The organism is Paenibacillus terrae, assembly GCF_000943545.1.
Lineage (GTDB): Bacteria > Bacillota > Bacilli > Paenibacillales > Paenibacillaceae > Paenibacillus > Paenibacillus terrae_A.
The window spans coordinates 1-23,837 of the sequence record NZ_JTHP01000039.1 but is presented as its reverse complement, the minus strand read 5'-3'; the positions used below and the strand labels follow the sequence as shown (position 1 = coordinate 23,837).

22 protein-coding genes, 2 pseudogenes and 1 riboswitch are annotated in these 23,837 nt (G+C 44.9%); of the genes and pseudogenes, 9 read left to right on the top strand and 15 right to left on the bottom strand.

All coding sequences use genetic code 11. From position 1 onward, the window contains the following. Positions 1–53 precede the first annotated feature (53 nt). The 4 genes from QD47_RS18040 to QD47_RS18025 form a co-directional block, all read right to left on the bottom strand. Positions 54–1,649, bottom strand: coding sequence for a S1C family serine protease (locus QD47_RS18040; protein WP_044647435.1), 1,596 nt, complete (start codon positions 1,647–1,649; stop codon positions 54–56). Between the two features lie 195 nt (positions 1,650–1,844). Then, the gene (locus QD47_RS18035; protein ID WP_044647434.1) at positions 1,845–2,153 is read right to left on the bottom strand and encodes a hypothetical protein; all 309 of its coding nucleotides are present in this window, start codon (positions 2,151–2,153) and stop codon (positions 1,845–1,847) included. An 83-nt stretch (positions 2,154–2,236) separates the two neighbouring features. Beyond that, positions 2,237–2,812 (bottom strand): 3D domain-containing protein, encoded by a 576-nt coding sequence (locus QD47_RS18030; RefSeq protein WP_044647433.1) that lies wholly within the window; start codon positions 2,810–2,812, stop codon positions 2,237–2,239. Between the two features lie 61 nt (positions 2,813–2,873). Next, the gene (locus tag QD47_RS18025) at positions 2,874–3,755 is read right to left on the bottom strand and encodes a putative sporulation protein YtxC (protein ID WP_044647432.1); all 882 of its coding nucleotides are present in this window, start codon (positions 3,753–3,755) and stop codon (positions 2,874–2,876) included. Between the two features lie 226 nt (positions 3,756–3,981). On the opposite strand from QD47_RS18025, the gene QD47_RS18020 reads away from it, so the two are divergent. From QD47_RS18020 to QD47_RS18005, 4 genes are all read left to right on the top strand, one after another. Next, positions 3,982–4,377: a hypothetical protein gene (locus QD47_RS18020; RefSeq protein ID WP_044647431.1), complete on the top strand. Its 396-nt coding sequence runs from the start codon at positions 3,982–3,984 to the stop codon at positions 4,375–4,377. A gap of 203 nt (positions 4,378–4,580) precedes the next feature. Continuing rightward, a complete protein-coding gene (locus QD47_RS18015; protein WP_044647430.1) occupies positions 4,581–5,075 on the top strand; it encodes a cation:proton antiporter regulatory subunit in 495 nt (164 codons plus the stop codon). Positions 5,076–5,079: 4 nt separating this feature from the next. Beyond that, complete coding sequence (locus QD47_RS18010; RefSeq protein WP_044647429.1) at positions 5,080–6,306, top strand: cation:proton antiporter; 1,227 nt, start codon at positions 5,080–5,082, stop codon at positions 6,304–6,306. 90 nt (positions 6,307–6,396) lie between these two features. Further along, entirely contained in the window at positions 6,397–7,260 is an 864-nt protein-coding gene (locus tag QD47_RS18005; RefSeq protein WP_052646791.1) for a YitT family protein, read from the top strand. Between the two features lie 206 nt (positions 7,261–7,466). Here QD47_RS18005 and QD47_RS34180 read toward each other — a convergent pair whose 3' ends face one another. The 3 genes and pseudogenes from QD47_RS34180 to QD47_RS33265 form a co-directional block, all read right to left on the bottom strand. Further along, positions 7,467–7,556 carry a putative holin-like toxin gene (locus tag QD47_RS34180; protein ID WP_007429455.1) on the bottom strand — a complete coding sequence of 30 codons (90 nt, stop codon included), beginning with the start codon at positions 7,554–7,556 and terminating at the stop codon, positions 7,467–7,469. Positions 7,557–7,720: 164 nt separating this feature from the next. Beyond that, positions 7,721–8,185 carry a hypothetical protein gene (locus tag QD47_RS33270; RefSeq protein ID WP_052646790.1) on the bottom strand — a complete coding sequence of 155 codons (465 nt, stop codon included), beginning with the start codon at positions 8,183–8,185 and terminating at the stop codon, positions 7,721–7,723. 112 nt (positions 8,186–8,297) lie between these two features. After that, positions 8,298–8,459, bottom strand: a pseudogene (locus QD47_RS33265) (dehypoxanthine futalosine cyclase); the annotation flags it as partial. Between the two features lie 395 nt (positions 8,460–8,854). Between QD47_RS33265 and QD47_RS17995 the strand changes: the two are divergent. From QD47_RS17995 to QD47_RS33260, 4 genes and pseudogenes are all read left to right on the top strand, one after another. Continuing rightward, positions 8,855–9,391, top strand: a complete 537-nt coding sequence (locus QD47_RS17995; RefSeq protein WP_044647427.1) for a pyridoxamine 5'-phosphate oxidase family protein — start codon at positions 8,855–8,857, stop codon at positions 9,389–9,391. 735 nt (positions 9,392–10,126) lie between these two features. Further along, entirely contained in the window at positions 10,127–10,870 is a 744-nt protein-coding gene (locus QD47_RS17990; RefSeq protein ID WP_044647426.1) for a YggS family pyridoxal phosphate-dependent enzyme, read from the top strand. Between the two features lie 21 nt (positions 10,871–10,891). Beyond that, the gene (locus tag QD47_RS17985) at positions 10,892–12,121 is read left to right on the top strand and encodes a benzoate/H(+) symporter BenE family transporter (protein ID WP_044647425.1); all 1,230 of its coding nucleotides are present in this window, start codon (positions 10,892–10,894) and stop codon (positions 12,119–12,121) included. Between the two features lie 150 nt (positions 12,122–12,271). Beyond that, positions 12,272–12,361 (top strand): annotated as a pseudogene (locus QD47_RS33260) (carboxymuconolactone decarboxylase family protein); the annotation flags it as partial. Between the two features lie 16 nt (positions 12,362–12,377). Here QD47_RS33260 and pdxR read toward each other — a convergent pair. The 5 genes from pdxR to metA form a co-directional block, all read right to left on the bottom strand. Then, positions 12,378–13,808, bottom strand: a complete 1,431-nt coding sequence (gene pdxR, locus QD47_RS17980; protein ID WP_044647424.1) for a MocR-like pyridoxine biosynthesis transcription factor PdxR — start codon at positions 13,806–13,808, stop codon at positions 12,378–12,380. A 311-nt stretch (positions 13,809–14,119) separates the two neighbouring features. Further along, positions 14,120–15,253, bottom strand: a complete 1,134-nt coding sequence (gene mqnC / locus QD47_RS17975) for a cyclic dehypoxanthinyl futalosine synthase (RefSeq protein ID WP_044647423.1) — start codon at positions 15,251–15,253, stop codon at positions 14,120–14,122. 410 nt (positions 15,254–15,663) lie between these two features. Further along, entirely contained in the window at positions 15,664–16,842 is a 1,179-nt protein-coding gene (locus QD47_RS17970) for a trans-sulfuration enzyme family protein (RefSeq protein ID WP_044647422.1), read from the bottom strand. Further along, a complete protein-coding gene (locus tag QD47_RS17965) occupies positions 16,839–18,023 on the bottom strand; it encodes a PLP-dependent transferase (protein ID WP_044647421.1) in 1,185 nt (394 codons plus the stop codon). The genes QD47_RS17970 and QD47_RS17965 overlap by 4 nt, the downstream gene beginning before the upstream one ends. Before the next feature lie 124 nt (positions 18,024–18,147). After that, the gene (metA, locus tag QD47_RS17960; RefSeq protein ID WP_044647420.1) at positions 18,148–19,065 is read right to left on the bottom strand and encodes a homoserine O-acetyltransferase MetA; all 918 of its coding nucleotides are present in this window, start codon (positions 19,063–19,065) and stop codon (positions 18,148–18,150) included. Between the two features lie 121 nt (positions 19,066–19,186). After that, a riboswitch (SAM riboswitch) is annotated at positions 19,187–19,312 on the bottom strand. A 554-nt stretch (positions 19,313–19,866) separates the two neighbouring features. On the opposite strand from metA, the gene corA reads away from it, so the two are divergent. Continuing rightward, complete coding sequence (corA, locus tag QD47_RS17955) at positions 19,867–20,802, top strand: magnesium/cobalt transporter CorA (RefSeq protein WP_014280596.1); 936 nt, start codon at positions 19,867–19,869, stop codon at positions 20,800–20,802. Between the two features lie 79 nt (positions 20,803–20,881). Here the strand turns inward: corA and QD47_RS17950 are convergent, their stop codons facing one another. The 3 genes from QD47_RS17950 to QD47_RS17940 all read right to left on the bottom strand — a co-directional run. After that, positions 20,882–21,895, bottom strand: coding sequence for an HRDC domain-containing protein (locus QD47_RS17950; RefSeq protein WP_044647419.1), 1,014 nt, complete (start codon positions 21,893–21,895; stop codon positions 20,882–20,884). 165 nt (positions 21,896–22,060) lie between these two features. Continuing rightward, the gene (locus QD47_RS17945; RefSeq protein WP_044647418.1) at positions 22,061–22,939 is read right to left on the bottom strand and encodes an ROK family protein; all 879 of its coding nucleotides are present in this window, start codon (positions 22,937–22,939) and stop codon (positions 22,061–22,063) included. A gap of 228 nt (positions 22,940–23,167) precedes the next feature. Then, positions 23,168–23,837: 5'-3' exonuclease (locus QD47_RS17940; RefSeq protein WP_044647417.1), on the bottom strand; the 670-nt coding region annotated here is incomplete at its 5' end.

Here is a 23,837-nt window from a genome sequence, read left to right as displayed (position 1 = left end):
GGTAACTTCCTTCCGCTTCTTTTCACATTTTTCACTTTTAAAGAATGATTGGATTACTGTTGAAGAGTCGAGCTAAAGTCGTTCTTGTTACCCACTTTTAACTGAACATCCTTTTTCTGTCCTGCCCGTTCAATGTTAAGCGTCAGTGCTGTACCCACTTTTTGCTTTTGAATGAAATCGATCAGCTCCTGTGATGTGCTGTAAGGAGTACCATTAGCTCCGATAATCACATCATAAGGACGCAGATCCGCCTGATAAGCTGGTGATTTGTAGATAATATCCCGCACCACCGAGCCTTCAGTTAGGGTTGTCCCCAATTCCTTGGCTACTTCGGGACTCAGATTCAACAGACTTGCGCCAATGAAAGGAACGGGTTCTTTCGGAATAGGCTGATTATTTTTCAGCTTGTCGACGACTTCCAAAATCGTATTGGACGGAATCGCAAACCCGATTCCCTGTGCGTCAGCACTGACAGCTACGTTCATGCCGATAACCTGTCCTTGCAGGTTCAACAGAGGGCCACCAGAGTTCCCCGGGTTAATGGACGCATCGGTCTGAATTAAATGTTTATATTGAGTAGGTTTTCCCGTAGACTCACTGTTAATGGTAATCGTACGTTCCTTCGCACTCAGCACCCCGGCTGTTACCGAATGCTCAAAGCCTTCAGGATTACCGATGGCTACCATCCACTCACCGACTTTAGCATTTTCGGAGTTGCCTAACGTTACCGTCGGGAAGTTATCCTTGCCTTCAATTTTCAGCACAGCCAAATCCAGGTCTGCATTTTTGCCCAGCACTTTGGCTTCATATGGCTTATTGGTTCCCTCTACCGTGACCTGGACCACATTCGCGCCTTCAACAACGTGATTGTTCGTCAGGATGTAGCCCGTTTTATCGAAAATAAAGCCGGAACCAATACCAAGCGGAGTCAGTTGTCCGCTGTTGCTGCCTTCATTTTCATTGCTGCTGCCGTTGTTTCCGCTATTACCACTGTCTCCATACTGATTACCGAAAAAATATTGATATAGCGGGTCATTATAATAAGGACTGCTTTGTCTGCCACTGCTACTAGATTGCTTAGCCAGTGTTTCAATTTTTACGACTGCCGGACCCGCTTTGGCCACAACGGATTGAACGTCTGCAGTGCCGGAAGGCATCACAGCCGGAACTGCGTTAGGTGACTGACTCGTCGTTCCCGAATTAGTCGTTTCTCCGCTTTCAGCTACCGCCGAAGTCAACGCCGTCTCAGGAGTGAACATATTCGTGCGGTCGGCGGTGTACATCAGAACCGTAATAACCAGCATCCCGGCCAAAAAGGATAAGAAAATCGTCTTTACCTGGGACTTGGGTTTATTTTGTTTAAATTGCCAGTTACCACCGTTCCGGCCCGAGCCGTCTTGTTGTTGCTCAGCCCCGGCACGATGGTAAGAGGAAGGAAGAGGCCTTACCGCCTGCGGTGGCGTAATCTCAACGTCCTTCTCTACAAGCTTCCCATCCTTGCGTTGTCCATCTGATTGAACCGAAGAAAAGGGACCGTACGAATAGTAATATGAGGAACCGTTTGAATCATTTTGCCGGGTTGTTTTATCGGATTCAACCTGATCATTGTCATCCCGGCGTCCGGAATTATTATTTTTAAATTCGTCCATTGTATATCTCCTCCCAAACCCTATGCTTCAAGGTGGTGTTGTTTAGCTGACTTTATTTTGCACTTTAAACCTTAATTCCACCTTAAAAACAATTAAAAAGGAGATAAAACCTTTTAGTCCATGATCGCTTACGCCTTGTTCAAACACAAAATGCCCCGGATATGAATCCGGAGCATTGTCAATCGAATATGCTTTTTATTTCGTGTTAAAGTTTTCGTCGAATTTTTCGTTCGGTGTTTGAGCATTGTTTTGAACTTTGCTGCGACTGGAGTTTTGTACCTTTTGTGCAACAGAGCTTGTGCCGCCTTGATCTGCTGCGAATTCTTCGCTATATTTCTCATTTGGTGTCTGGTAGTTGTCCTGAATTTTATTTTGCTCGGACTTCTTCACCTTTTGAGAAACGACACCTACCGAGTTGTCTTGGGCAAATTCCGCTTTATACTGACTTCCTGCGTTTGCCTTGTTGCCTTGATTCATGTAAGAATTTCCGCCTTGATTTGCCATAATTCTCAACCTCCCAGTATGTTTTCGGGATAAGCTTATCCCGCAACATAGTATGTGAAGTCAGGAAGGACAATATACACGAATTATATGGAATCATCCAGCGTAGCGGCCGGAATGGATTTGTGCGTCTCGATCACCTTTTGGAGCGAATTCAGCATCTTCTCCGTACATTTTCCGCTTCCTTTTCTAATAATTTGCACATCCACTTCTTTCTTGCCCCACTCGGAATACACCTGCCGGGTAGTTTTGAAATACAGGTCGATTTTATTGCCTTTGATCGCTGATCCCGTATCTGCTACAATGCCGTAGCCGTAACCTGGAATGTACAAAATGCTGCCCAAAGGAAATGTTTTGGGATCGGCCGCAATCGTGGACAGTGTGTTTTTGTCACGACGCACTTTAACACCGGAATACGTAATACCGTAACCCGGATGACTGGGCCGCTTGCCAGTGGATTCATAGCCTGCTGTATATCCTGTTGCCGTGACCGTCATGGTCGTAATCACCTGCTCCTCCCGCGGAGCCAAAACAGGCGTTGACTGCCCTTTTTTATGCTGGACCGGCTCTTTGTGACCGTAAACCTCATTGCCGGGCAATACCAGACAAGTGGTGGTTAACACAGTTCCCAAAATCCGTTTCCATACCAACATGGATCTCATAAAAAACCTCCCCTTGAGGCAAAGGCTTTCCAGAAATCCGTTGGTTTATACGAGCACTTGATTATTTTTGAACATCCTGCCCGGGATAGAGCCTGCTGAGCTTCATTTTATCTTCAAAAATATGCAGGAGCGTCCTCACAATAGGGGTGTGCTCATCGTCTGTGTGTAATATAATGGAAGCAGGCGAAATCGAAATGAGTGTACTGACGATTCTGTCCTCGACTTCCATTTCCAGTTCAACCCCTGGCATTTCCACAATAATGTCATCTCCTTCAGGTGTCGGTATCGGCACCATGGAGCTATCGAGGATGGTAAAATCATGCCCACCCTGATGAAGCACATGCACTAGTGGAACTTTACTTTCCTGGAAAAACACAAAATATTTGAGCAATCCCATAAATTCTTCATACTGCCGATCCGCCCAAAACTCTTCCATGGCATAGTCGACGATTTCCTCAAGCTCTTTTTTGTATGTGTTCAACCTGAATTGAATAAGCCCTTCCAGATTAATCACGCGCAGCTCCATAAAATCCTTTTCCAGTAAGGCCGCCAGTTTGCCGTGACGCTTCATACGCCCTCTTGAGCCATCATCCTTTAACAAAGAACGCACCATGCTGCGAATCTGCTCCGTATCCTCTTCCTCCAGTAGCGAACAGGCTTTAGCGAGGATCAGATTGAGCATCCCCCATTCCTTCACTTCAATAATATAATCCGCTATTGCGGAAGCCATGATGCTGTATACACAGGGGAGAAAGCTTTCAAACGCCGGATTGCTCTCTGTACCCTTGCAGGTCCATGCCACTTTGTTTTCCAATTGTCTGAAAGTGAATCGAAATCCGCGCCGTGACATATGTAGTCCTTTGTTTCTACTCTTGACCACCTGATAAAAACGGTCGCTTTCCTGATTTCCGTCTGTATGGGTCCACACTGTAAACAGTTCCATTGGCTCACTCCTTTCGATCACTGATTACAGTATATGGCGGGCTCCAAAGGGTTATACGAAGTGAACGACTGGAAACAGGATACAGCGTAAAATGAGAAAAATCAGGTTTCAAAGAGAAGGTTTTGGTGTTATAAAGAATGGCTACAACTCAATACGTTTGAATATTTAGGGTTGGGTATGTTAAGGTTATAGTAATATGAATTTTTCACAAGAGGGAGGGGATAAGATGTCAACGATGCTGAACATGCTGCGTACACTCATGATTGTCATATTGAGCCTCGTTCAGATTTTGTCCCTTCCTGTGACGTTTCACGCGGAAGATACTACTCAATCCCTCCAGTTTACTGCGGGATCTTCTCTCATGCCGATTGTTGAAGCTTCTTCGTTGGAAACGGACTCCCATGGGCTGGAGCATCATTCCAAACCAGCCATCCGCAAATCCTCTTCGGTCCTTCATCTGGTGATTGCTACGGCCAAATCACTTCCCTTTGTCATTTTGGTGGCGTTGGTGCTACTATTGAGTATTCCAAAACTGCGCTTGCCTTTTATTCCTGTCATCTACAAGCTGAAAAAGCAACTGTACTTGTTCCCCATTAAATTCACCTCCAGTTATGTGGCTTAACCCCTTTTACATGCACATCATATTTGCATGTCTTTTTGTAAATTTTTCCCAATAGTTTAATAAGTAAGTCTGTTCTCTGTCTGTTTTTATGCCAATTAATGTAATTTTATAATGTGAAGAAAAAGTTCCATGTCACACCTAATGTATGTGATTTATTTCCCATACCAATTTTAAACAAATGTACAATACAGGAGGCATTACAAATGGATATTCGAGAATCTATTTTGCCAGGAATCGGGATTAAATATCGAATAGATGCGGAAAATGGCGATCGCCTTGTCATTATTATTCATGATGACGGCAGACGTGAGTTGTATCATTTTGATTATGAGGATTTGGAACAAAGTATTTCGATGACGACCCTAAGTGATCAGGAAGCGCGATTGGTGGCCTCCATTATCGGTGGCATGACGTATAAGCCCAAGCAGCTTGAAAGCGTAGAAATGACGTTCGACGATTTTATTATTGAATGGTACAGAGTGGAACCTCACTATGCTAGTGTTGGCAAGTCCATCGGCGAGCTGGATGTACGCCAAAATTCAGGAGCTACGGTTATTGCCATTGTTGAGAAAAAAGGGAACAAGTATGTAAATCCCGGCCCGGAAGTGATTATTAGGGAAGATGCTACTGTGGTCGTGGTCGGGGAACGTGATCAGCAAAAACGCTTTAAACAAATTCTTATGAACGGAAGCGGGTGATTGGATGGATCATCTGGTATTTGAGGTTGGATTGGCTATTGCTCTGATCGCCGCAGCCGGACTTATCTCCACCAAACTGCGCTTATCGGTCATCCCTTTTTATATCCTGATTGGAATGGCCGTCGGACCGCATGCGATGGAGCTGTGGCATTTTGATTTCCGATTTATCGAAAGCGCGCCTTTTATTGATTTTATGGGAAGAATCGGGGTGCTATTTCTTCTCTTCTACCTGGGACTGGAGTTCTCGGTAGGCCGTTTGATTAAATCAGGCCGTTCCATCGCGGTGGGCGGCACCATATATATCGGCATTAATTTTACATTAGGACTGGCGCTCGGCTTTCTAACTGGTTTTCCCATTGCAGAGACACTGGTCATTGCCGGGATCACTACGATTTCCTCCAGCGCCATTGCTGCCAAGGTGTTGGTCGATCTGAAGCGAACCGCCAATGCTGAAACTGAAATGATTTTAGGCATTATTATGTTTGAGGACGTTTTCCTCGCCGTCTACATTTCCATCCTCTCCGGATTGGTTCTCAGCGATTCATCCTCGCTCGGGGGTGTGCTGTTATCGGCGCTAATCGCGCTTGGCTTTATGCTCGCAGTTATTATTATCGGTCGGAAGGCCGTCCCTCTGTTAAATCGAATTCTTCGTATTCGCTCCAATGAGGTATTCGGACTTGTTATTTTTGGCTCCCTGTTTCTTGTGGCAGGTTTTTCGGAAACGATTCATGTGGCGGAAGCCATCGGAGCCTTACTAATCGGACTCGTGCTGGCCGAAACAGAACATGCCAAACGGATTGAGCATTTAATTGTTCCTTTCCGCGATTTCTTTGGCGCTTTGTTCTTCTTCAGCTTCGGACTATCTATTGATCCACTGTCTCTGGGCGGAAACGCGATCTGGCTTGCGCTGGCAGCAGTCATTCTTACGTTAATCGGTAACATTTGGGCCGGGATGCTGGCTGGACGCACTGTCTCTCTGTCACCCAAGGCGTCGGCAAATATCGGTTTGACGATTGTGGCCCGCGGTGAGTTCTCGATCATTATGGCTAATTTGGGCAAAGAGGGCGGTTTGCTGGATATTGTTCAGCCCTTTGCAGCTATCTATGTACTTATATTAGCGATTATGGCTCCGTTACTGGCAAAGCAGTCAAAACCTATTTTTAATATGATGAATAAAGTTTTCAAATTCAAGGACCCCCGCCTTCGAAAGGAAGAGAGGAACTCGGTGTAACTGAAATGTAAAAGCTGGATACGACAATCCAATAGGAGGGAAGGCTATGCCGCACGCTGTAAAACATGCCGAAGCTCTATGAGGCGGCTTGTGAAGCCCGCTTCGGGAGATGCGAGCAGGTTCCCTGTCTTTTATACGGTGATTGGCGGAATTACGGCATCCGTCGGTCTGGAATTGTTTTTGCATCCGCATGATATGATCGCTGGTGGCGTCACAGGCATCTCCAGACTCATGTCGCTTTACACACAAGAGCATTTTGGATTACTGCTATTCTTTTTGAACTTGCCGCTCATGCTACTGTATTCTCTGTCGACCCACAAGCCCATGCTGCTTCGGGCGCTTCCCGGTCTGTTTGCCTTTTCAGGCTCAGCCATCATTCTGTCCCCTTTCCCGGCAGTGAGTGGCCACCCGGTAGTATGCGCTCTGGGCGGGGGGATCTGCATCGGACTTGGCGCAGGGCTGGCGGCCCGTCATGGAGGTTTGCTCGATTCTCTGGGGCTGAACGAATCTGACGATGGCCGACCGTCCAGTCTGTTGCTGACGCATCGGAAGATTCCGTTAATACAAATTGTGATGCTTTGTAATGGTTTGCTGCTAATTACGGCTGGCTTCGTGCTAGGCTGGGAGCCAGCTCTATATTCAGCCTTATCCTGCCTTGCCGCCTATGAAACGACCCGACTAATGTTTACTGGTCTGAACCGTATGGTGTGTGTCGTCAGCAAGAATCAGCAAACCATCGAAGAAGCCTTATACAGCAGGCTCCGTATTCACAGTACGCCTGTGGGAAATCCTGCACAGATAGAGGGCAAAAATAGAGGTGAACTGGCAGAGGAAAAAGATGAACAGGTCATCGTCTACAGCGTTCATCTGTTGGATTTGCAGCGCTTTAAGACGGTCATCCAAATGGCAGACCCGCAGGCTGAAATTATGTATGTGAAGCGATGGGAAGTGTAGCAAGGCCAAGTATATTTACCGTAATACGCTTTTACTCCATTGTCATGCTGGTCGGCAATATGATAAAATATAGCTAAGATGTATACACTAAAAAAGAGTAAGGATGTTGTAGCATCCTTACTCTTTAGCAACAGCCGCTTATAAGGGCGGTGGCTGTTCAAAGATTTGTCGATCGAAATAGACCGTTTACCTTTGGAGAGGGCGGTCTATTTCTTTTTGTTGAAGGAAATAATCAAGATCACTAACGTTGCAAATTGAATCATCAACATCAGCGTATCTTTAACCTCCACAGGCATCACCTCCTTTGCAGGAGACTAGCCGACCGCCCATCTAAGCCATTCTGTTGTTAAGGGATATTATACCATATAGATATTATTTAGAGGAAGAAAAACGCCTGTTTTAAGTCTAAATTTGAGATTAGTACCCTGATACATAGTTTTGTGACTCATCTTCTGCCCTTTCAATAGCATGTGCCCCCTACCGCTCTCCATTCCCAGTAATTATGCACATCAACCGTCTCCAGAAAATAAACTGACAAGGCTTCGATTGGATTAACAGCATACATTTTTATAAAATCCTCGTTGGAAAGTTGATCATACTTAAGATAATCGTTCTTCATTTTATAGAGCAAAATGGATATATCTTGAGCATTAACATTTACAATTCGATTTAAGAATGCATTGCGCCGTTCGACATTATTCAGTATGATTTGTAAAGCATTGCGAATATCACGAGCATCTGGGCCAACGTTGAGTATATTGATTAAATCGTTAGTCGTCAGATAAGAATTAAACGGTGCTGGCTCAATAATATGTGTCCACACATTGTCGTTCCCTTGTTCAAATACTTGAATAGCATCAGAGACATTAATTCCGATAGTGCTCCATTTGCGGTTTAGGGAATCTGTAATATGGTAGTAGTGCAATTCTGTATCGGTATCCCCGCATCAAAAAACGCTTATCTACACTAATCCCTCTACACGGATTAATGATAGATAAGCGTTTTTTAGTGATTACGATACATTAACGGATGTATTCCTAATTTTGCATAATAAAGTCATGTTCGATGCTGCTGGCACCGTCAAAGGTACGAATAATATCATAGCGGGTATTGCATTGTGCCGGAACATGACCCGTTTCGCGGATCAGCTGTAAAATGGACTTGATGTTGACTTTGTACGTTGCGCCTGCTGCAGAAACGTGAATTATTAGTAGCTTGTTTCAAGATACATATTAGTTATATAAATGATTTAGAGTCAGTTAATTCTAATAAAACCAATTTAGTGTTATAATCTCTTGCCCGAATCTAGCTACTTCCAAAATTGTATCTAAATAAGTAACGGTGGATCATGCGCATAGTGAGCGGGTACTCCCATGCATTTATCACATCTGATCAAATGAAAGTCCCGTTTCAAGCCGCCGCTGGTTAAACGGCTTCATAACTTGAGCAAAGCCGAAGCCCCTCATCGGCTTTGAAAAAGAATCTGCTTAGCAAAAAATATGGACTGTTTGATTATTATATTATGGATGTACTAACTCAATCCAATGACTGATATACTAACGAAAACAATCCAACAATATAGGAGTGGTTGAAAATGGATAAGGTTCGTTACAAGATAAGAGAAGTATCAGACAGTGACAAAATTGATTCTTTCTTGAATAAAGCGAGGATTGGACATCTGGGTATGGTTGATGGTAAGTTGCCATACGTTGTTCCGCTCAATTATGTTTGGTCAAACGGAAAGCTTTATTTTCATGGAGCTACAGGCGGGAGACGAAATCAGGTGATGAGTACAAATCCAGAGGTTTGTTTTACAGTTTGCGAAGAATATGGAACTATTACTAATCCAGTACCAGCCAAGACAGACACCGCATATATGAGTGTTATGATTTTCGGCAAGGCTGAGCCTATTGTCGATCTGGACGAAGTTACACATATGTTGCAGGAAATGATTCGAAAATATGTGCCTGATTATTATAACCGCCCATTGGCCAAACAGCACGTTGACAAATACAGGTCCGCTGTATTCGGAGGTCCAGTTCAGGTATACCGAATTGACCCCTATCATATAACGGCGAAAGAAAATCCAATCGAAGAAGAAAAAATGTATAGACCAGCAAAAACAGTCTAATAGCGGTCTCTAATGAAAACATTTATTTTGCCAATTTGCATGTGTCTTTCTTCGTGATCTCCATTCCTGAACCAATATAGAGGTTACTTACAGGAGAATGTTGAATTTACCGTTAACTATTTAAAAGAGCAGCTCCCTGTAATGATTCAGTTCTACACGAGTAGAGCCATATTACTATTGATAAATTTTCATAGCTTGGGATGCAACGTGGCGAAGTCTCTTTTCCGAAAGAACCATTTTCAAAAAAAGAGTAAGGATGTAAAAGTTGAAGATGTGATTCGTGTGTTTAGAAATAACGGAATTATTCGACCGTTTGATCAAACCTAACGTATCCAAACGATGATTGCTCAAGCTGATATACTGTTAACCGCTTGGCTTGGGGATAAAATGATAGGTGTCGCCCGTGCTTTAACAGACTGGAGATATTGCTGTTATCTGAGGTTGTATGGACGTGTGATATCATCAACAATATTTTCGATCTTGCCAATCAACTGGAAATCCAATTGTAAGAAGCTTGTCATAGAAAAATAGAGATCTATAAAACAGGGTTTGGGATGAAAGTTAAACCAGCCAGGTCGAATAATGACCAAAAGCCATGGATCCTAATCATAAGGACCGTGGCTCTTTACTGATGTTAGAACTAAAAATATTGATAAGAAGGCATCAAAAATGCGAAAAGCTAAAAATACTTGAACAAAATACATGGGTGAGAAGCAGAAAGAGGGTAGAACGAACATGGGCCATTTAGTCGAAGAAAATCTTGAATCCGTACGACAACTGATGGAATTGGCTTGCCAGGCTTCAGGGCGCAAGAAAGAAGATGTGAAATTGTTGTTAGCGACAAAAACCGTACCACTTGAAAAATTAAAAATTGCCATTCAAGCGGGCGAAACTTTATTTGGTGAAAACAAAGCTCAAGAACTTTTGGGGAAATTTCCACTTATGCAGCAGTACAACCAGGTGGAATGGCATTTTATCGGACATCTGCAAACGAATAAAGTAAAAGACGTTGTAAAATATGTCAAGCTCATTCATTCTGTGGACCGTTTGAGATTGGGGCAGGCATTGCATCATCAGCTCTTGAAAGAGAACAAGACCATGGATATTTTGGTACAAATCAATACGTCCTACGAAGAAAGCAAATTTGGCGCTCCGCCAGAAGCAGCATTGGAGTTAGTTGAACAATTGTCTCAGTTCGAAACGTTAAATATTAAAGGCTTGATGACTATTGGAAAACTGAATGCCTCAAATGACGAGACCAGACATTGCTTCCGATTGTTAAAACAAATTCAAGCACAGATTATGGTAGAAAAATTTCCAAGTGTAGAAATGGATACTCTCTCGATGGGCATGTCAGGGGATTTCAAGGTTGCCATCGAAGAAGGAGCTACAATCATACGAGTAGGGACAAGCGTATTTGGCCAACGTTATTTGCCGGACAGGTATTACTGGAACGAAAACGCGCGTCAGAACGATTAGGAGAGAGGCAGGAGAGAACTTATGAACACAATATCAACTTCACTGCGCGGCCGCGATTTGATTTCACCCACTATAGCTGCTTTAATATCTGTCATTGTCAATTATGGGGGTACATTTATTCTCGTATTTCAGGCAGCAAAAGTAGCAGGTCTAAGCTCTGAAATGACCGCTTCATGGATATGGTCGATTTCTATTGGTGTGGGTGTAACTGGTATATGGCTAAGTTACCGATACCGTGAACCGATTATTACCGCTTGGTCAACACCAGGCGTAGCTTTTCTTGTTTCGGCGTTAGCTGTAACCCCCTATCCAGAAGTGATTGGCGCCTATATCATCTCTGCTTTAGGATTTATTATCTTGGGGTTATCGGGAATGTTCGAACGTTTCGTCCGGCTTATCCCTCCAGGCATTGCTTCAGGGCTGTTGGCAGGTATTTTACTGCAGTTTGGCATTTCAGCCTTTGGTGGCGCGAAAGTTGACCCTCTGCTTGTAGTTGTCCTGTTTTCTGCGTATGTAGTATTAAGAAGGTTTACATCCCGTTACGCTATCGTGGGTATTTTGGCAATCGGACTTATTTATTTGATTAGTGTGGGGAAAGTAGATTTCAGCAATATCAAATTGGCAATTGCATCGCCGGTATTTGTCGTTCCGGAGTTTTCGTTTCATGCTTTATTGGGTGTTGCATTACCGCTGTTTATTATTACCTTGACGGGACAATATATGCCTGGAATGCTAGTGTTGCGAAATGACGGATTTAAAACGAGCGCGAATCCGATTTTGACTGTAACGGGTTTGGGCTCGCTCTTAACAGCGCCATTTGGCTCACACGCCTTTAATGTAGCAGCAATTACAGCGGCGATTTGTACAGGGAAAGACGCGCACGAGGATTCAACAAAACGTTACATTGCAGGTATTGCCTGTGGCATTTTTTACATTGTTGTCGGCATTTTTGGTGTGACGCTGGCTGCTCTGTTTCTGATTCTTCCTGCTACCTTTATCGCGACATTAGCAGGATTGGCACTCCTGGGTACAATTGGTGGTAGCCTTGCCAACGCATTAACAGATCCCAAGGGACGTGAGACAGCATTAATTACTTTTTTGGCAACAGCCGCAAATGTTACATTACTTGGAGTTGGAGGTGCATTTTGGGGACTAATTACAGGTTTGGCGGCACATATTTTGATATATGGACAATTTCGAAAAAAGCAATATAGTACGAATGTAATACAACAAGCTGAGCAGAAGCAATAGAAGGCTTGAAAAGTTTACGGGTGCGATTTTTGAAGCCACGACACAACATAAATATTACGCATTAATTGCAGAAGTATTCAAAAATCATCGAATTAATTAAAATTAGAGCTTACCGATCATATGTTTACGACCGCGCGGCGATATTATGGAGAAAAGGAGTACAGGGATTTAATCATAATTATCAACCAAATCAATAATTGGAACCGGTTTTCGATTGCAATGGGAAATGAAGCGGAATAACGCGGAGGTGCTGGAATTATAAAAGCATCTCCGCAAGGCGATAAATACCGACTTCAATTGCCTCCTCATCTACTTTAGCAAAACCAAGTACCCATCCTTTTCGATCGCTATTTAGACAATAATTGCTCAGGGGATAAACACGTATTCCTTCTTTGAGCGCTTGATTCGTCACAGCTTCTTCGTCAAACGATTCCTCAGCTTCGAGAAGCATGTGCAATCCTGTTTCTACCCCACTGAGTTTAAAACGCTTGTCTAGACCAGTAGCAGCTATGGCCTTTGTCATGGCTGCATGCCTGCGCCGATATACATTTCTGACTCTTCTCATATGGCGCATGAAATGCCCGTGTTCAATAAAATGAGCAAGCGTCAATTGTTCCATAATTGGAAGATGACGATAAGTGAGTGCATGGACTTGAGCAAGCTGTCGAATGGCTCCTTTTGGCCCAACAATCGCCGATATTCGGATTCCAGGAGCAACCATTTTGGAAAAGCTCATCATATATAACGTATTTTGGGGTTGATGGCTGAATAACGTAGGAAGTGGGTCCCCACGATATCGAAATTCACTATCATAATCGTCCTCAACAATCCAAAATTGATGTTGTGTAGCCTTACGTAACAATTGTTGCCTCCGGGGTTCCGACATTATGACTCCAACTGCACACTGATGCGAAGGCGTGACAAAAGTTAGCTTGGATTGTGGATGAATGCGATCTACCTGTAATCCGTACTCGTCAACAGGAACGGGCACAACATTCATGCTCCTATATTTCATGGTCATCCAAGCTGCAGGAAAACCGGGATCTTCAACAGAAACCGTGTCTCCTTCATTTAATAGCGCTTGGGCGATCAAATCAAGGCTATGCTGCGCTCCTGAGGTTAACATAATTTGATCGATATGCACATGGATTCCTCGTTCAAGTGACAAATACCGTTGTATCTGTTCGCGCAGTGATACAAAACCGTAGGCGTTACCATAAGCCCAATTCGCCAAGTCCATTTCTGTAGAGGCTTGTAAAAATGATTGTCTCCATTTTCTTTGAAAATGTTGGTCCAAATAAGGCTCGTGGGGACAGAAATCAATCTCCACATTTTGCTCTTCTTTGCCTCTAAGCCAGCCGTGTAGATGATTGACTGCAGCGTTTAATACAGGTAATTCGGGGGTGACTGGCCCTTGAGGCATAACATCTTCAAAAGAGCCTGTTATATAGCTCCACTCACTTACCCTTGTTCCACCGCGCCGAGATGTCACGGTGTATCCACGGCTGAATAATTCCTCATAAACAATCTGTATGGTTGAGCGCGAGACACCGACTAATAAAGCGAGCTCACGAGATGGGAGTAGCAATTCCCCTGGTGGCCATTTTCCTGTTCTAATATTATGAATCGCTTGGTCTAGAAGTTGCTGCCATAGGGGACGTTGGTCGTTTCGGTTAACTTTTAGCATAAGATTCACCTTCATATGTATTTGAATTCAAAATGTGGATTGCTTGAATCACTTATTAATGTATGATTATAACACTCCATTAATTAATATACTATCATGACGATAGCTGCCTTTCAATACGATAGGATAGGACAACTAGAGCGTGTCTTCAAACTTTAAGCTGCCAAATCATGATGGAAACCAACGTCAAAAAAGCATGTCTATCATTAATCCTTCCATTTGGATTAATGATAGACATGCTTTGTGTTACTACCGCAAAATAACAGGTTACATGCTCCAGTATGTGTTAATTTAGTTATAGTGTGTTTGTCTTAATTTTGCATAATAAAGTCATGTTCAATACTGCTGGCACCGTCAAAGGTACGAATAATATCATAGCGGGTATTGCGTTGTGCCGGAACATGACCCGTTTCGCGGATCAGCTGTAAAATGGATTCGATGTTGACTTTGTACGTTGCACCTGCGGCGGAAACGACGTTTTCCTCAATCATCGTACTACCGAAGTCGTCGCAACCGTAGTACAGTGATTTTTTACCGATTTCCGGTCCCATCGTTACCCACGAAGACTGAATATGCTTGATGTTATCCAGTACAAGGCGGCTGATTGCAACAGTCTTCAAATATTCCTCTGGCGTCTGGCGTTCCTTTTTCAGGTTCGTATTATCCGGTTGGAAGGTCCATGGAATAAAGGCCAGGAAGCCTTCGGAATCATATTTGTTTTCAATGCATTCGTCCTGGGCATCACGAACACGCAGTAAATGCAGCGCACGCTCCTCCATCAACTCGCCAAAGCCGATAACCATCGTGGCAGTCGTGTTCATACCCACCTTGTGAGCGGTCTGCATCACGTCCATCCAATCCCGCCAAGAGCCTTTGAGACGGCTAATTTTGCGGCGTGTGCGGTCATCCAAAATTTCTCCGCCCCCGCCTGGCAGGGAATCCAATCCGGCTTCATGAATGGCTCGAATCGTATCTTCCATGGACAAGCCGGATTTTTCCTTCATCTTATGAATTTCAGCCGGCGAGAAGGAGTGCATCGTAATATCGGGAAAACGCTCCTTGATCGCTTTGAGCAAATCGGTATAATAATTGAACGGCAGATTAGGATTCACTCCACCTTGCATCAAAATTTCAGTGCCTCCTACTTCCTGCGTTTCCTTGATTTTCTGGAAAATCACTTCATCGGGCAGGACATAGCCTTCATCTGAACCCGGTCTGCGGTAAAAAGCGCAAAAGCGGCAGTATACGTCACAGACGTTCGTATAGTTAATATTTCGTCCGATGACGAAGGTTTTGATCGGATCAGGATGCATACGGTTCATCACTTTATTCGCCGCGTGACCGATCTTTTCTACCTCGTCTGACTCGAACAAAACAACGGTGTCCTCTAAATTCAGGCGTTCGCCGCGTAGGGCTTTATCTAAAATATGGTCGATTACACTCATGGTGTATCCTCCTTCGCTTTCACAGGGGGACGAAATGAAAGACAGGACTTATGAACGAGAATGATTCCACAAACCTGCGTTCGAACCCTGTCGTATTATATGTGTTCATGTCTGGCTTTGTATTTGTCTGTGCTATATAGCATAGTAAAACCTAATGATAATACTAACATATCTTTAGGTAAGGAACCATACTTATTCCCGTTTCTTTCTGCTTTCTACCCAGGCGATATGATGCGACGAACAAGCAATAATTCTACGGTACATTGTCCCATGGAAAGGGAGAATGGGGTTGTGCAACACCGTTCATATTGTCCTCCGACATGTCGCGCTTACACAAAGCAGCAAGCTTCCCACTACACAGAAGCTTGCTGCTTTTTTAGATTTTATGTTTATTATGCCGTGTTTTTGTTTTAGCGAAGAGCCTCGTTCAGATCATTGATCAGATCGTCAATATCCTCCAGACCTACGGAGAAACGTAGCAGACCGTCCGTGATTCCCCGCTCCAGACGTACACTGTGTGGCATTGCCGCATGTGACATCATCGCCGGATACGACAAGATACTTTCCACAGCTCCCAGACTTACCGCCACAATCGGAATTTGTATGCGATTGAGTACCTCTTTTGCACGCTCACCGGAGCCTACATCAAACGAGATAACCGCACCGTATCCACTGGATTGGCTCTCATGTACGGCACGCCCCGGATGATTTTCCAGACCCGGATAGTATACCGCCTCAATGTCACTTCGCTCGTTCAGCCAATTGGCAAGCTTCGCTGCACTCTTTTCGCTGTGAGCCATACGTGCTTCCAGTGTCTTCATCCCGCGCATAAGCAACCACGACTCCTGTGGGGCCAATACGGTTCCAAGCCCATTTTGAAGCTGCTTGATTTGTCTGCCCAACGACTCCGTACGTGCTACCGCAAGACCTGCCAATACATCGCTGTGGCCGCCGAGAAATTTGGTTGCACTGTGCAACACGATATCGACACCTTGCTCGATTGGACGTTGATAATATGGCGTCATAAAGGTGTTATCCAGCAGCGTCAGCAGCCCTTTATCCTGTGCCCAAGCTGTTACCCCTGCCACATCAGTGATTTTGAGGGTTGGATTGGAGGGTGTTTCCATGTAAACTGCCTTCGTATTTTCCTGCAATGCTTCTTTCACAAGGTTGATGTCTGTCATATCGACGAAGGTGGTTTCAATATTCATCCGTTTTAAAATCGAAGTCAGCAGGCGGTAGGTCCCTCCATATACATCCTCCGAAACAATGACATGGTCCCCAGCGGACAACAGCATAAACGTACTGGAGATGGCCGCCATGCCCGATGCAAAGGCAAAACCTCTGGCCCCGCCTTCCAGTAAGGCGATATAGTCCTCCAAAGCTTGCCGTGTCGGGTTGCCGGAACGGCTGTAGTCATGCAGCGGAGGATTGAAAATATCGTGATGATGAAAGGTGGACGCCTGATAAATCGGTACGCTCGACGCACCCGTAACACTATCGATTTCAGAGCCAAAATGTAGCAGCTTGGTAGCAAATTTCCGTTCTTTTTCCGACTCTTGCCCGATTTTCCGCACGCCCTCAATCATTGCTGTTCCCCTCCTTCGATTTCCTGACGTGCCGCCTCCAACGCTGAACGCAAATCTTCAATTAAATCATCCGTATGTTCAATGCCGACGGAGAAGCGCAGCAACCGATCATCTACTCCCACTGCATCCCGAATCTCAGCCGGTATATCGGCATGTGTCTGCACAGCAGGATAAGTCATTAACGATTCCACGCCGCCCAGACTTTCTGCAAAAGCAATAAGCTTAATGTTTCGAAGCAATGGCTCCACATAACGGGCATCTTTTACTTTAAAAGAGAAAATACCTGTGTTGCCGCTGGATTGTTTGTTTTGAATCTCACGCCCTGGGTGACCCTCAAGCCCTGGATAAAACACTTCTGCCACCGCCGGATGCGTCAGCAGATAATTGGCCAGCACCGTCGCATTGTGCTCATGCCGATCCATACGCAGCGCCAATGTTTTCATGCCCTTCATCAACTGGTAGCTATCGCTCGGAGAAAGTACAGCACCAATGGAATTATGAAGGAAGGAAATTTCGGCTGATAGCTCCTTACCCTTGGTTACGATCAAGCCTGCCAGCACATCATTGTGTCCGCCCAGATACTTGGTTGCGCTATGTACCACAATATCGGCACCCAGCTCCAATGGACGCTGGAAATACGGTGTTAACAGCGTATTATCTACAATAGTAAGCAACTGACGTTGTGACGCCCATTCGGCTACAGCGCGAATATCCGTAATCATCATTAATGGATTCGTAGGCGTTTCAATGAATACCGCTTTGGTATTCGGTCGACATGACTGCTCGATGGCTTCAAGATCGTTCGTATCCACATAGCTTGCCGTCACGCCGAATCTGGATAAAATACGTTCCAGCAAACGATACGTGCCTCCATACAGATCCAGCGATACAATCAGATGATCTCCTTGTCCAAACAGGGCAAATACCGTTTGCAGCGCCGCCATACCTGAACTGCATGCAAAGCCTGCATCACCGGATTCCAGTGTAGCGGACGCCTCTTCCAGTACCTTACGTGTCGGATTGATCGTCCGAATGTAATCAAATCCTGTGCTTTGACCCAAACGGGGATGGCGAAACGCCGTAGATTGATAAATCGGAAAATTCACTGCTCCGGTTACCGGTTCTTCGATTGAACCAATCTGTGCTAACCTGCTTTCGATTTTCCACTGTTTCTCACTCATATGAATCCTCCTGTTCACTTCCATAATAGGTGCTGTAACATATGCTGCAAAATTGGATTATCATATCTATACTGCTGCGCTGCTGCAAGGTGGTACTGCGTAGATATAAACGTTAAGCCCCATTTTAAATCTGGGGCCCGATATCGAAAGGGGTTTCTTGGTATACATAGTAGTTGAGCCAATTTGAAAATAATAAATTGGCATGCGCACGCCAGGTTGAGGGCGGTGTACGCTCAGGGTCATTGTTGGGAAAATAATTTTTCGGTACTTCAATATCCATCCCCTTGGCGACATCACGATCATATTCCCATTTCAGGGAAAGCGGATCGTATTCGGAATGCCCAGTCACAAAGATTTGTTTGCCATCACGCGTAGCTACCAGATACACTCCGGCTTCCTCAGATTCGGATAAAAGCTCCAGTTCGGCAATATGCTCAATATCTTCGCGCCGAACCTCTGTATGCCGGGAATGAGGTGCATAAAACAATTCATCAAAACCGCGTAGCAACTTCACTTTAGGTTTAATAACGCTATGTGAAAACACGCCAAAGCATTTGTAATCAAGTCCGTATTTAGGAACATCGAAATGATGGTACAGACCCGCCTGTGAGGCCCAACAGATATGCATGGTCGAAGTTACATTGGTTTTCGTCCATTCAAAAATTTGCCGGATTTCCTCCCAGTAGTTCACATCTTCAAACTCAAGCTGTTCAACAGGTGCTCCCGTAATAACCATACCGTCAAAACGGCTGTTTCTGATCTCGTCAAAGGTTTTATAAAACATGTTCAAATATTTCTGCGATGTATTTTTAGATACATGCGACTTCATGTGCACCAGCGTAACGTCCACTTGAAGCGGAGTATTGCCGACCAGACGCAACAGTTGGGTTTCCGTTGTCTCTTTGGTAGGCATCAAATTCAAAATGGCGATGCGCAACGGACGAATATCCTGATGATAGGCCAGGCTTTCATCCATTACGAAAATATTTTCGCCCTCCAGCACTTCCTTGGCAGGTAGTGTATCCGGAATTTTAATCGGCATGTAAACTCACTCCTTGTTCGGTGAAGTTTTTTGCGAAAATCGTCATGTTGAGATGCCGGGCATATAATAAAAAGACCTTCCTCGGTTACGAGAAAGGTCATATTTGTATCCATATGCGCCTCTCTCATCTGTCAGGGCATCGCTCTTTGTAAAAAGCGCGCGTCCTGCAAGAATTAGCACCGTGCGATTAAAATCGCCGGTTGCCGGGTATCATCGGGCTAGTCCCTCCACCTGCTCTTGATAAGATTTCGCTATATTCATTTTGGGTTCATAAAAAGTTCTTGTTGTTCACTTTAATGCATCCGCTGGGCTTCGTCAAGATGAGACTTGTAATTTTGTGCCCTGCATTCACACTTCGTCTTATATTTCCATATGTTAAATCATACATTACCCTATCGTCGAAGCTCTTGTCACTACTGTTGATTTAGCCCATGATTTTGCGCTTGAAAGGCTGTAGGCCGAGCGTTATACTATACAAGTGCTATAGGCCGAAAATATAAAGCAGTGGTGCAGATTTAGAGTGCTTTCTGCGATACTGTGGCAACCTAAAAAAGAACATTTGTGAGGTGAATCCGGAATGGAAGGCGACCCGAGTCCGAATAGGCGGCGATCCCTGAACAACAGCATAGGAATGACTTCAGCTTGCCGAAAGACGGGACGCCAGGCTCTGCATGCTCCAAAAGCCTCTGGCTTTTGATGGGATGCCGCTTACCCGATCCGGCTAACTGGCTAACTGAGTCCATTCCTTATGCTTGAGATACACGTATTTTCCGTTACGACGGAGCATAAGGAGTGACATATATGAAAATCCGTTTGGTAAACAACGGGGTTTTTACCCCTGTCGAAGAAATTGAAATGGCGCTTACTCCGCCAGCAGAAGGCTTTTATTGGATTGATGCCGATGTTGATGATCTGGCAGTGCTCCAACCTTTGTTCTCCATGCATGATCTCGCGGTAGAGGACTGTTTGAGTGAAGAAGAACAGCGTCCAAAGATTGAAATTTACGAGAGCCATTATTTTATCGTTGTAAACAGCATTCGTTTTGATGATGAAGAAATATTTTTACGTGCTTTGAACATTTTCCTAGGACGCCATTTTATCATTACGGTGACGAAGCAGAAAATCAATGAGCTACGCACCCTCAAGCCTATGCTATGGGAGCAGGAGGTCAGCCAACCTGACCGTTTTATGTATCTGTTGATCGATTTGATCGTTGACAACTATTTTCTGGTTGGTGACCGGATTGAGGTTCGCATTGAAAAGCTGGAAGAAGACATTCTGATGCATACGAAAAAATCGCATTTGAATGAAATTATCGGCTTACGCAGTGAGATTCTGTGGCTGAAAAAAGTGCTTGGTCCACAAAAAGAAGTCATCAATACGTTGAACAAACGAGATTTACGACTGATTGACGATCAATTGCAAAAATATTTCAGCGACATTTATGAAAATGCCGTGAAAATTTCGGAGACTTTCGAAACTTACCGCGATCTAATGGGTAACCTTCGAGAAGCTTATCAATCCAGTATCGCTAACCGTGCGAATGAAATCATGCGCGTGTTTACAGCGATTACAACCGTGTTTATGCCGTTGACTGTTATTACCGGAATTTATGGTATGAACTTTGATAATATGCCTGAGCTTCATACGCGTTATGGTTATTTTGTCGTCATTGGTATTATGGTGGCGCTGGGGGTTAGCATGTTCTGTATTTTCCGTAAGAAGGATTGGGTTTGAAAAGAATCAGCGGCAGCCGTATCCTCACAGGATATAGCTGCTGCTTTTTTTGTTTGATTATTTTTATATTTGCGCTATGTTATCCCGCATGTCGATCTGATGCTACCTGATGGCGAAAACGGATACGAATCAGACGCAGCCGCTCATAAACTTGATCCAGCCCCGTTTCCGCAGCCTGTTCCTCACCATATACCCGCAGCATGACGGGCTTGAGCAGCGCATCCCCCAGTTCTTCATACGCAGACCAGATCGCCGTCTGCTCTTCCTCAGATACGTTCACCAGTTCCTGACGGATCAGCTTTTCCATATCGATTCCATCTCGATCCAAATGCTCTACTGCTTCAATCATTTCTCTACGATGTAACCCCGCCTTCAGTCCAATATGCTCCAATGTAAGACCATCTGAAATACCTTCAATAATGGTTTTTGTCAGACTGAATTTATTCAGTTCCTGCTTATACTGGGTCTCTTTTTGCTTGTACAGCCATGATAAGAAAACTTCCTCATCCAGCGTCTCTGTTACCCAATTTAACGGAAATGGCGTAGTCCGGTCATTTTGTGTCGTTATAGCCAGTAGCTCTGGCCCATATTGAGATATTTTACCTTGCCCCATTCCTGGCAGCTCCAGCAACTCCTCCTCGGTATGGGGAAGATAGACGCTAATCAACCGGAGCAGACGGTTGGTAGCGATAAAATAAGGTGCCTTTCGCTCGGCAGCCGCCTTTTGCCGCCTCCACATCGTCAATTGCTCATACACATCATCACGCGGAAACAAATCACTATAGCAATACAGCTTTTGTAATGTTTGCCCACGTCCTGCTGCCCCTGCCCCTTCCTGCTCATGAAAAACACCATGGATTAAGGGTCTGTAGCCCTCTGCCATCTTCAGCGCCAGCTCATGGCGGTATACATGCAGCAACTCCTGCCACAAGCTGCCCTCATACCAAAGATCATCTGTACTTTCATCCAAGCTGTGTTGTGTGCTCCATCCTGCACTCCATACCCCATCATGTTGTCCAATCCATACCTGGGCAAATAGCTCATGGCCCTGTTCATTCCGTTTGGACAAGCGGTTTAAAAATAAAATTTCCATGCTTTTTTCCTCCATGCTTATAATTGGGTTACAGTCCGGTACAACGCCAAACGCAAAAAAGCACCTATCTCGCGTATTTGCAAGAAAGGTGCTTCCCTTTTTGAGCCGTACTATGCTGTTGCCTATATGATAACCGTACCTCGGATCGCCGTCAACCCGAAATTCTCATTTGTTCAGCTTTTCCTTTGCCAAGGCAAGAGCACCGCACAATCCGGCATTGTCTCCCAAACCTGGAGCCACGATATATTGATCAATTTCTGTAGTCAGACTCGGATGCTGTACGTATCCGTTTAACAGTTTTTGAAGCTCGGCGCGAACGAGTGGGAACAGTTGCTCCTGCTTCATCACTCCGCCGCCCATAATAATTTTTTGCGGTGAAAGAATCAATACATAGCTCATCAAAGCCTGTGCCAAATAATAAGCTTCCATCTCCCATGCCGGGTGATCCACAGAAAGCTCATGGCCTTTGACCTTCCATCTTTTTTCAAGTGCAGGACCCGCAGCCAGCCCTTCTAGACAATCTCCGTGATAAGGACATGTCCCTTCATAAGTATCTTCTGGATGACGACGCACCAGGATGTGGCCCATTTCAGGATGGGATAATCCATGAATCAGCTTTCCACCGACCAGAGCACCCGCTCCGATACCTGTACCTATCGTAATATAGAGACAGCTATCCAGTCCCTTAGCCGCCCCCCAGATGGACTCGCCCAATGCTGCACCGTTCACATCCGTGTCAAATCCCATAGGTACGTCAAAATGCTCTTTCAGCTTGCCGATCAGGTTATAATTGCCCCAATGCGGCTTTGGCGTTGTTGTAATATAGCCATATGTATCACTGCCTTCGATAGGATCAATCGGCCCGAACGACCCTACGCCCAGCGCTTCAATGCCCTTCCCTTCAAAAAATGCAACGACATTCGCCATCGTTTCTGCTGGCGTGGCTGTCGGAAAGCTCGCGCGTTCCAGCACCTCTCCCTGCTCGTTGCCAATTCCACATACAAATTTGGTACCGCCTGCCTCAATTGCTCCCAATACTGTCATAGCTACTGTTGTCCCCTCTCAGTCATGATCCGGTTCTCTCTATCCTATATTCGCCTGAAACGTGTCCAAGGTCAATCCCCTGATCCCAATTGTATATAATCCTTCACAACAATATATATCTCCCTTGACATAACTGTGTATAAAAAAGGACACTAACGCACAAGCGCCAGCATCCTCATATGTGTAATGCGAGCTCCGGGTTGTACCTGTGAAGCCAAACTGGCTTCGTTATGATCCAGTTGCCACACCCATTAACGTACACAAGCTTTTCATTTCAAGCTCCTCAAACTTGTCTACAATTTGCACATGATCCAGTGTCAGCAGACAGTTGTCCAGTGCGCATGCTACAGGTACACCACAGTGAATTTCTGCCAGCTTACGTGACAAATGCAGCATATCCAGATCACTCTCGATCTTTTTGCGCACCGCCGGCGTCAATTGATCCAGATTCTCCAGAATACCTTCAATGGAGTCATATTCCTGTACCAGCTTGAGTGCCGTCTTTTCACCAATGCCTCGTACTCCCGGGTAATTGTCGCTTGCATCCCCCATCAGGCCCTTGAGGTCCACAACTTGGCGGGGTTTGAGCCCTTTTTCAGACAGTAACGTTTCCGGGGTGTACACCATATAATTGCCGTGACCTTTTTTCATAATAATAACCCGTGTCCGCTCATCCACCAATTGGAGTAAATCATGATCTCCGGAGAGAATCATTACGTCCATGTCCTCATTCTGCGTATAGTGGCGTGCCAGCGTACCGATGCAATCATCCGCTTCAAAGCCTGCGGCTCCAATATTAGGAATGCCGAGGCTATCCGTCACATCACGGATCAATGTAAATTGAGGAATCAAATCATCCGGCGCGTCAGCGCGATTTCCCTTGTACGCAGCAAAATGC

Bases quoted from the DNA above. Each gene is read 5' to 3' on its own strand.
- QD47_RS18040 (WP_044647435.1), bottom strand. From the start codon at position 1,649: ATGGACGAATTTAAAAATAATAATTCCGGACGCCGGGATGACAATGAT.
- QD47_RS18035 (WP_044647434.1), bottom strand. From the start codon at position 2,153: ATGGCAAATCAAGGCGGAAATTCTTACATGAATCAAGGCAACAAGGCA.
- QD47_RS18030 (WP_044647433.1), bottom strand. From the start codon at position 2,812: ATGAGATCCATGTTGGTATGGAAACGGATTTTGGGAACTGTGTTAACC.
- QD47_RS18025 (WP_044647432.1), bottom strand. From the start codon at position 3,755: ATGGAACTGTTTACAGTGTGGACCCATACAGACGGAAATCAGGAAAGC.
- QD47_RS18020 (WP_044647431.1), top strand. From the start codon at position 3,982: ATGTCAACGATGCTGAACATGCTGCGTACACTCATGATTGTCATATTG.
- QD47_RS18015 (WP_044647430.1), top strand. From the start codon at position 4,581: ATGGATATTCGAGAATCTATTTTGCCAGGAATCGGGATTAAATATCGA.
- QD47_RS18010 (WP_044647429.1), top strand. From the start codon at position 5,080: ATGGATCATCTGGTATTTGAGGTTGGATTGGCTATTGCTCTGATCGCC.
- QD47_RS34180 (WP_007429455.1), bottom strand. From the start codon at position 7,556: ATGCCTGTGGAGGTTAAAGATACGCTGATGTTGATGATTCAATTTGCA.
- QD47_RS17995 (WP_044647427.1), top strand. From the start codon at position 8,855: ATGGATAAGGTTCGTTACAAGATAAGAGAAGTATCAGACAGTGACAAA.
- QD47_RS17990 (WP_044647426.1), top strand. From the start codon at position 10,127: ATGGGCCATTTAGTCGAAGAAAATCTTGAATCCGTACGACAACTGATG.
- QD47_RS17985 (WP_044647425.1), top strand. From the start codon at position 10,892: ATGAACACAATATCAACTTCACTGCGCGGCCGCGATTTGATTTCACCC.
- pdxR (WP_044647424.1), bottom strand. From the start codon at position 13,808: ATGCTAAAAGTTAACCGAAACGACCAACGTCCCCTATGGCAGCAACTT.
- mqnC (WP_044647423.1), bottom strand. From the start codon at position 15,253: ATGAGTGTAATCGACCATATTTTAGATAAAGCCCTACGCGGCGAACGC.
- QD47_RS17970 (WP_044647422.1), bottom strand. From the start codon at position 16,842: ATGATTGAGGGCGTGCGGAAAATCGGGCAAGAGTCGGAAAAAGAACGG.
- QD47_RS17965 (WP_044647421.1), bottom strand. From the start codon at position 18,023: ATGAGTGAGAAACAGTGGAAAATCGAAAGCAGGTTAGCACAGATTGGT.
- metA (WP_044647420.1), bottom strand. From the start codon at position 19,065: ATGCCGATTAAAATTCCGGATACACTACCTGCCAAGGAAGTGCTGGAG.
- corA (WP_014280596.1), top strand. From the start codon at position 19,867: ATGAAAATCCGTTTGGTAAACAACGGGGTTTTTACCCCTGTCGAAGAA.
- QD47_RS17950 (WP_044647419.1), bottom strand. From the start codon at position 21,895: ATGGAAATTTTATTTTTAAACCGCTTGTCCAAACGGAATGAACAGGGC.
- QD47_RS17945 (WP_044647418.1), bottom strand. From the start codon at position 22,939: ATGACAGTATTGGGAGCAATTGAGGCAGGCGGTACCAAATTTGTATGT.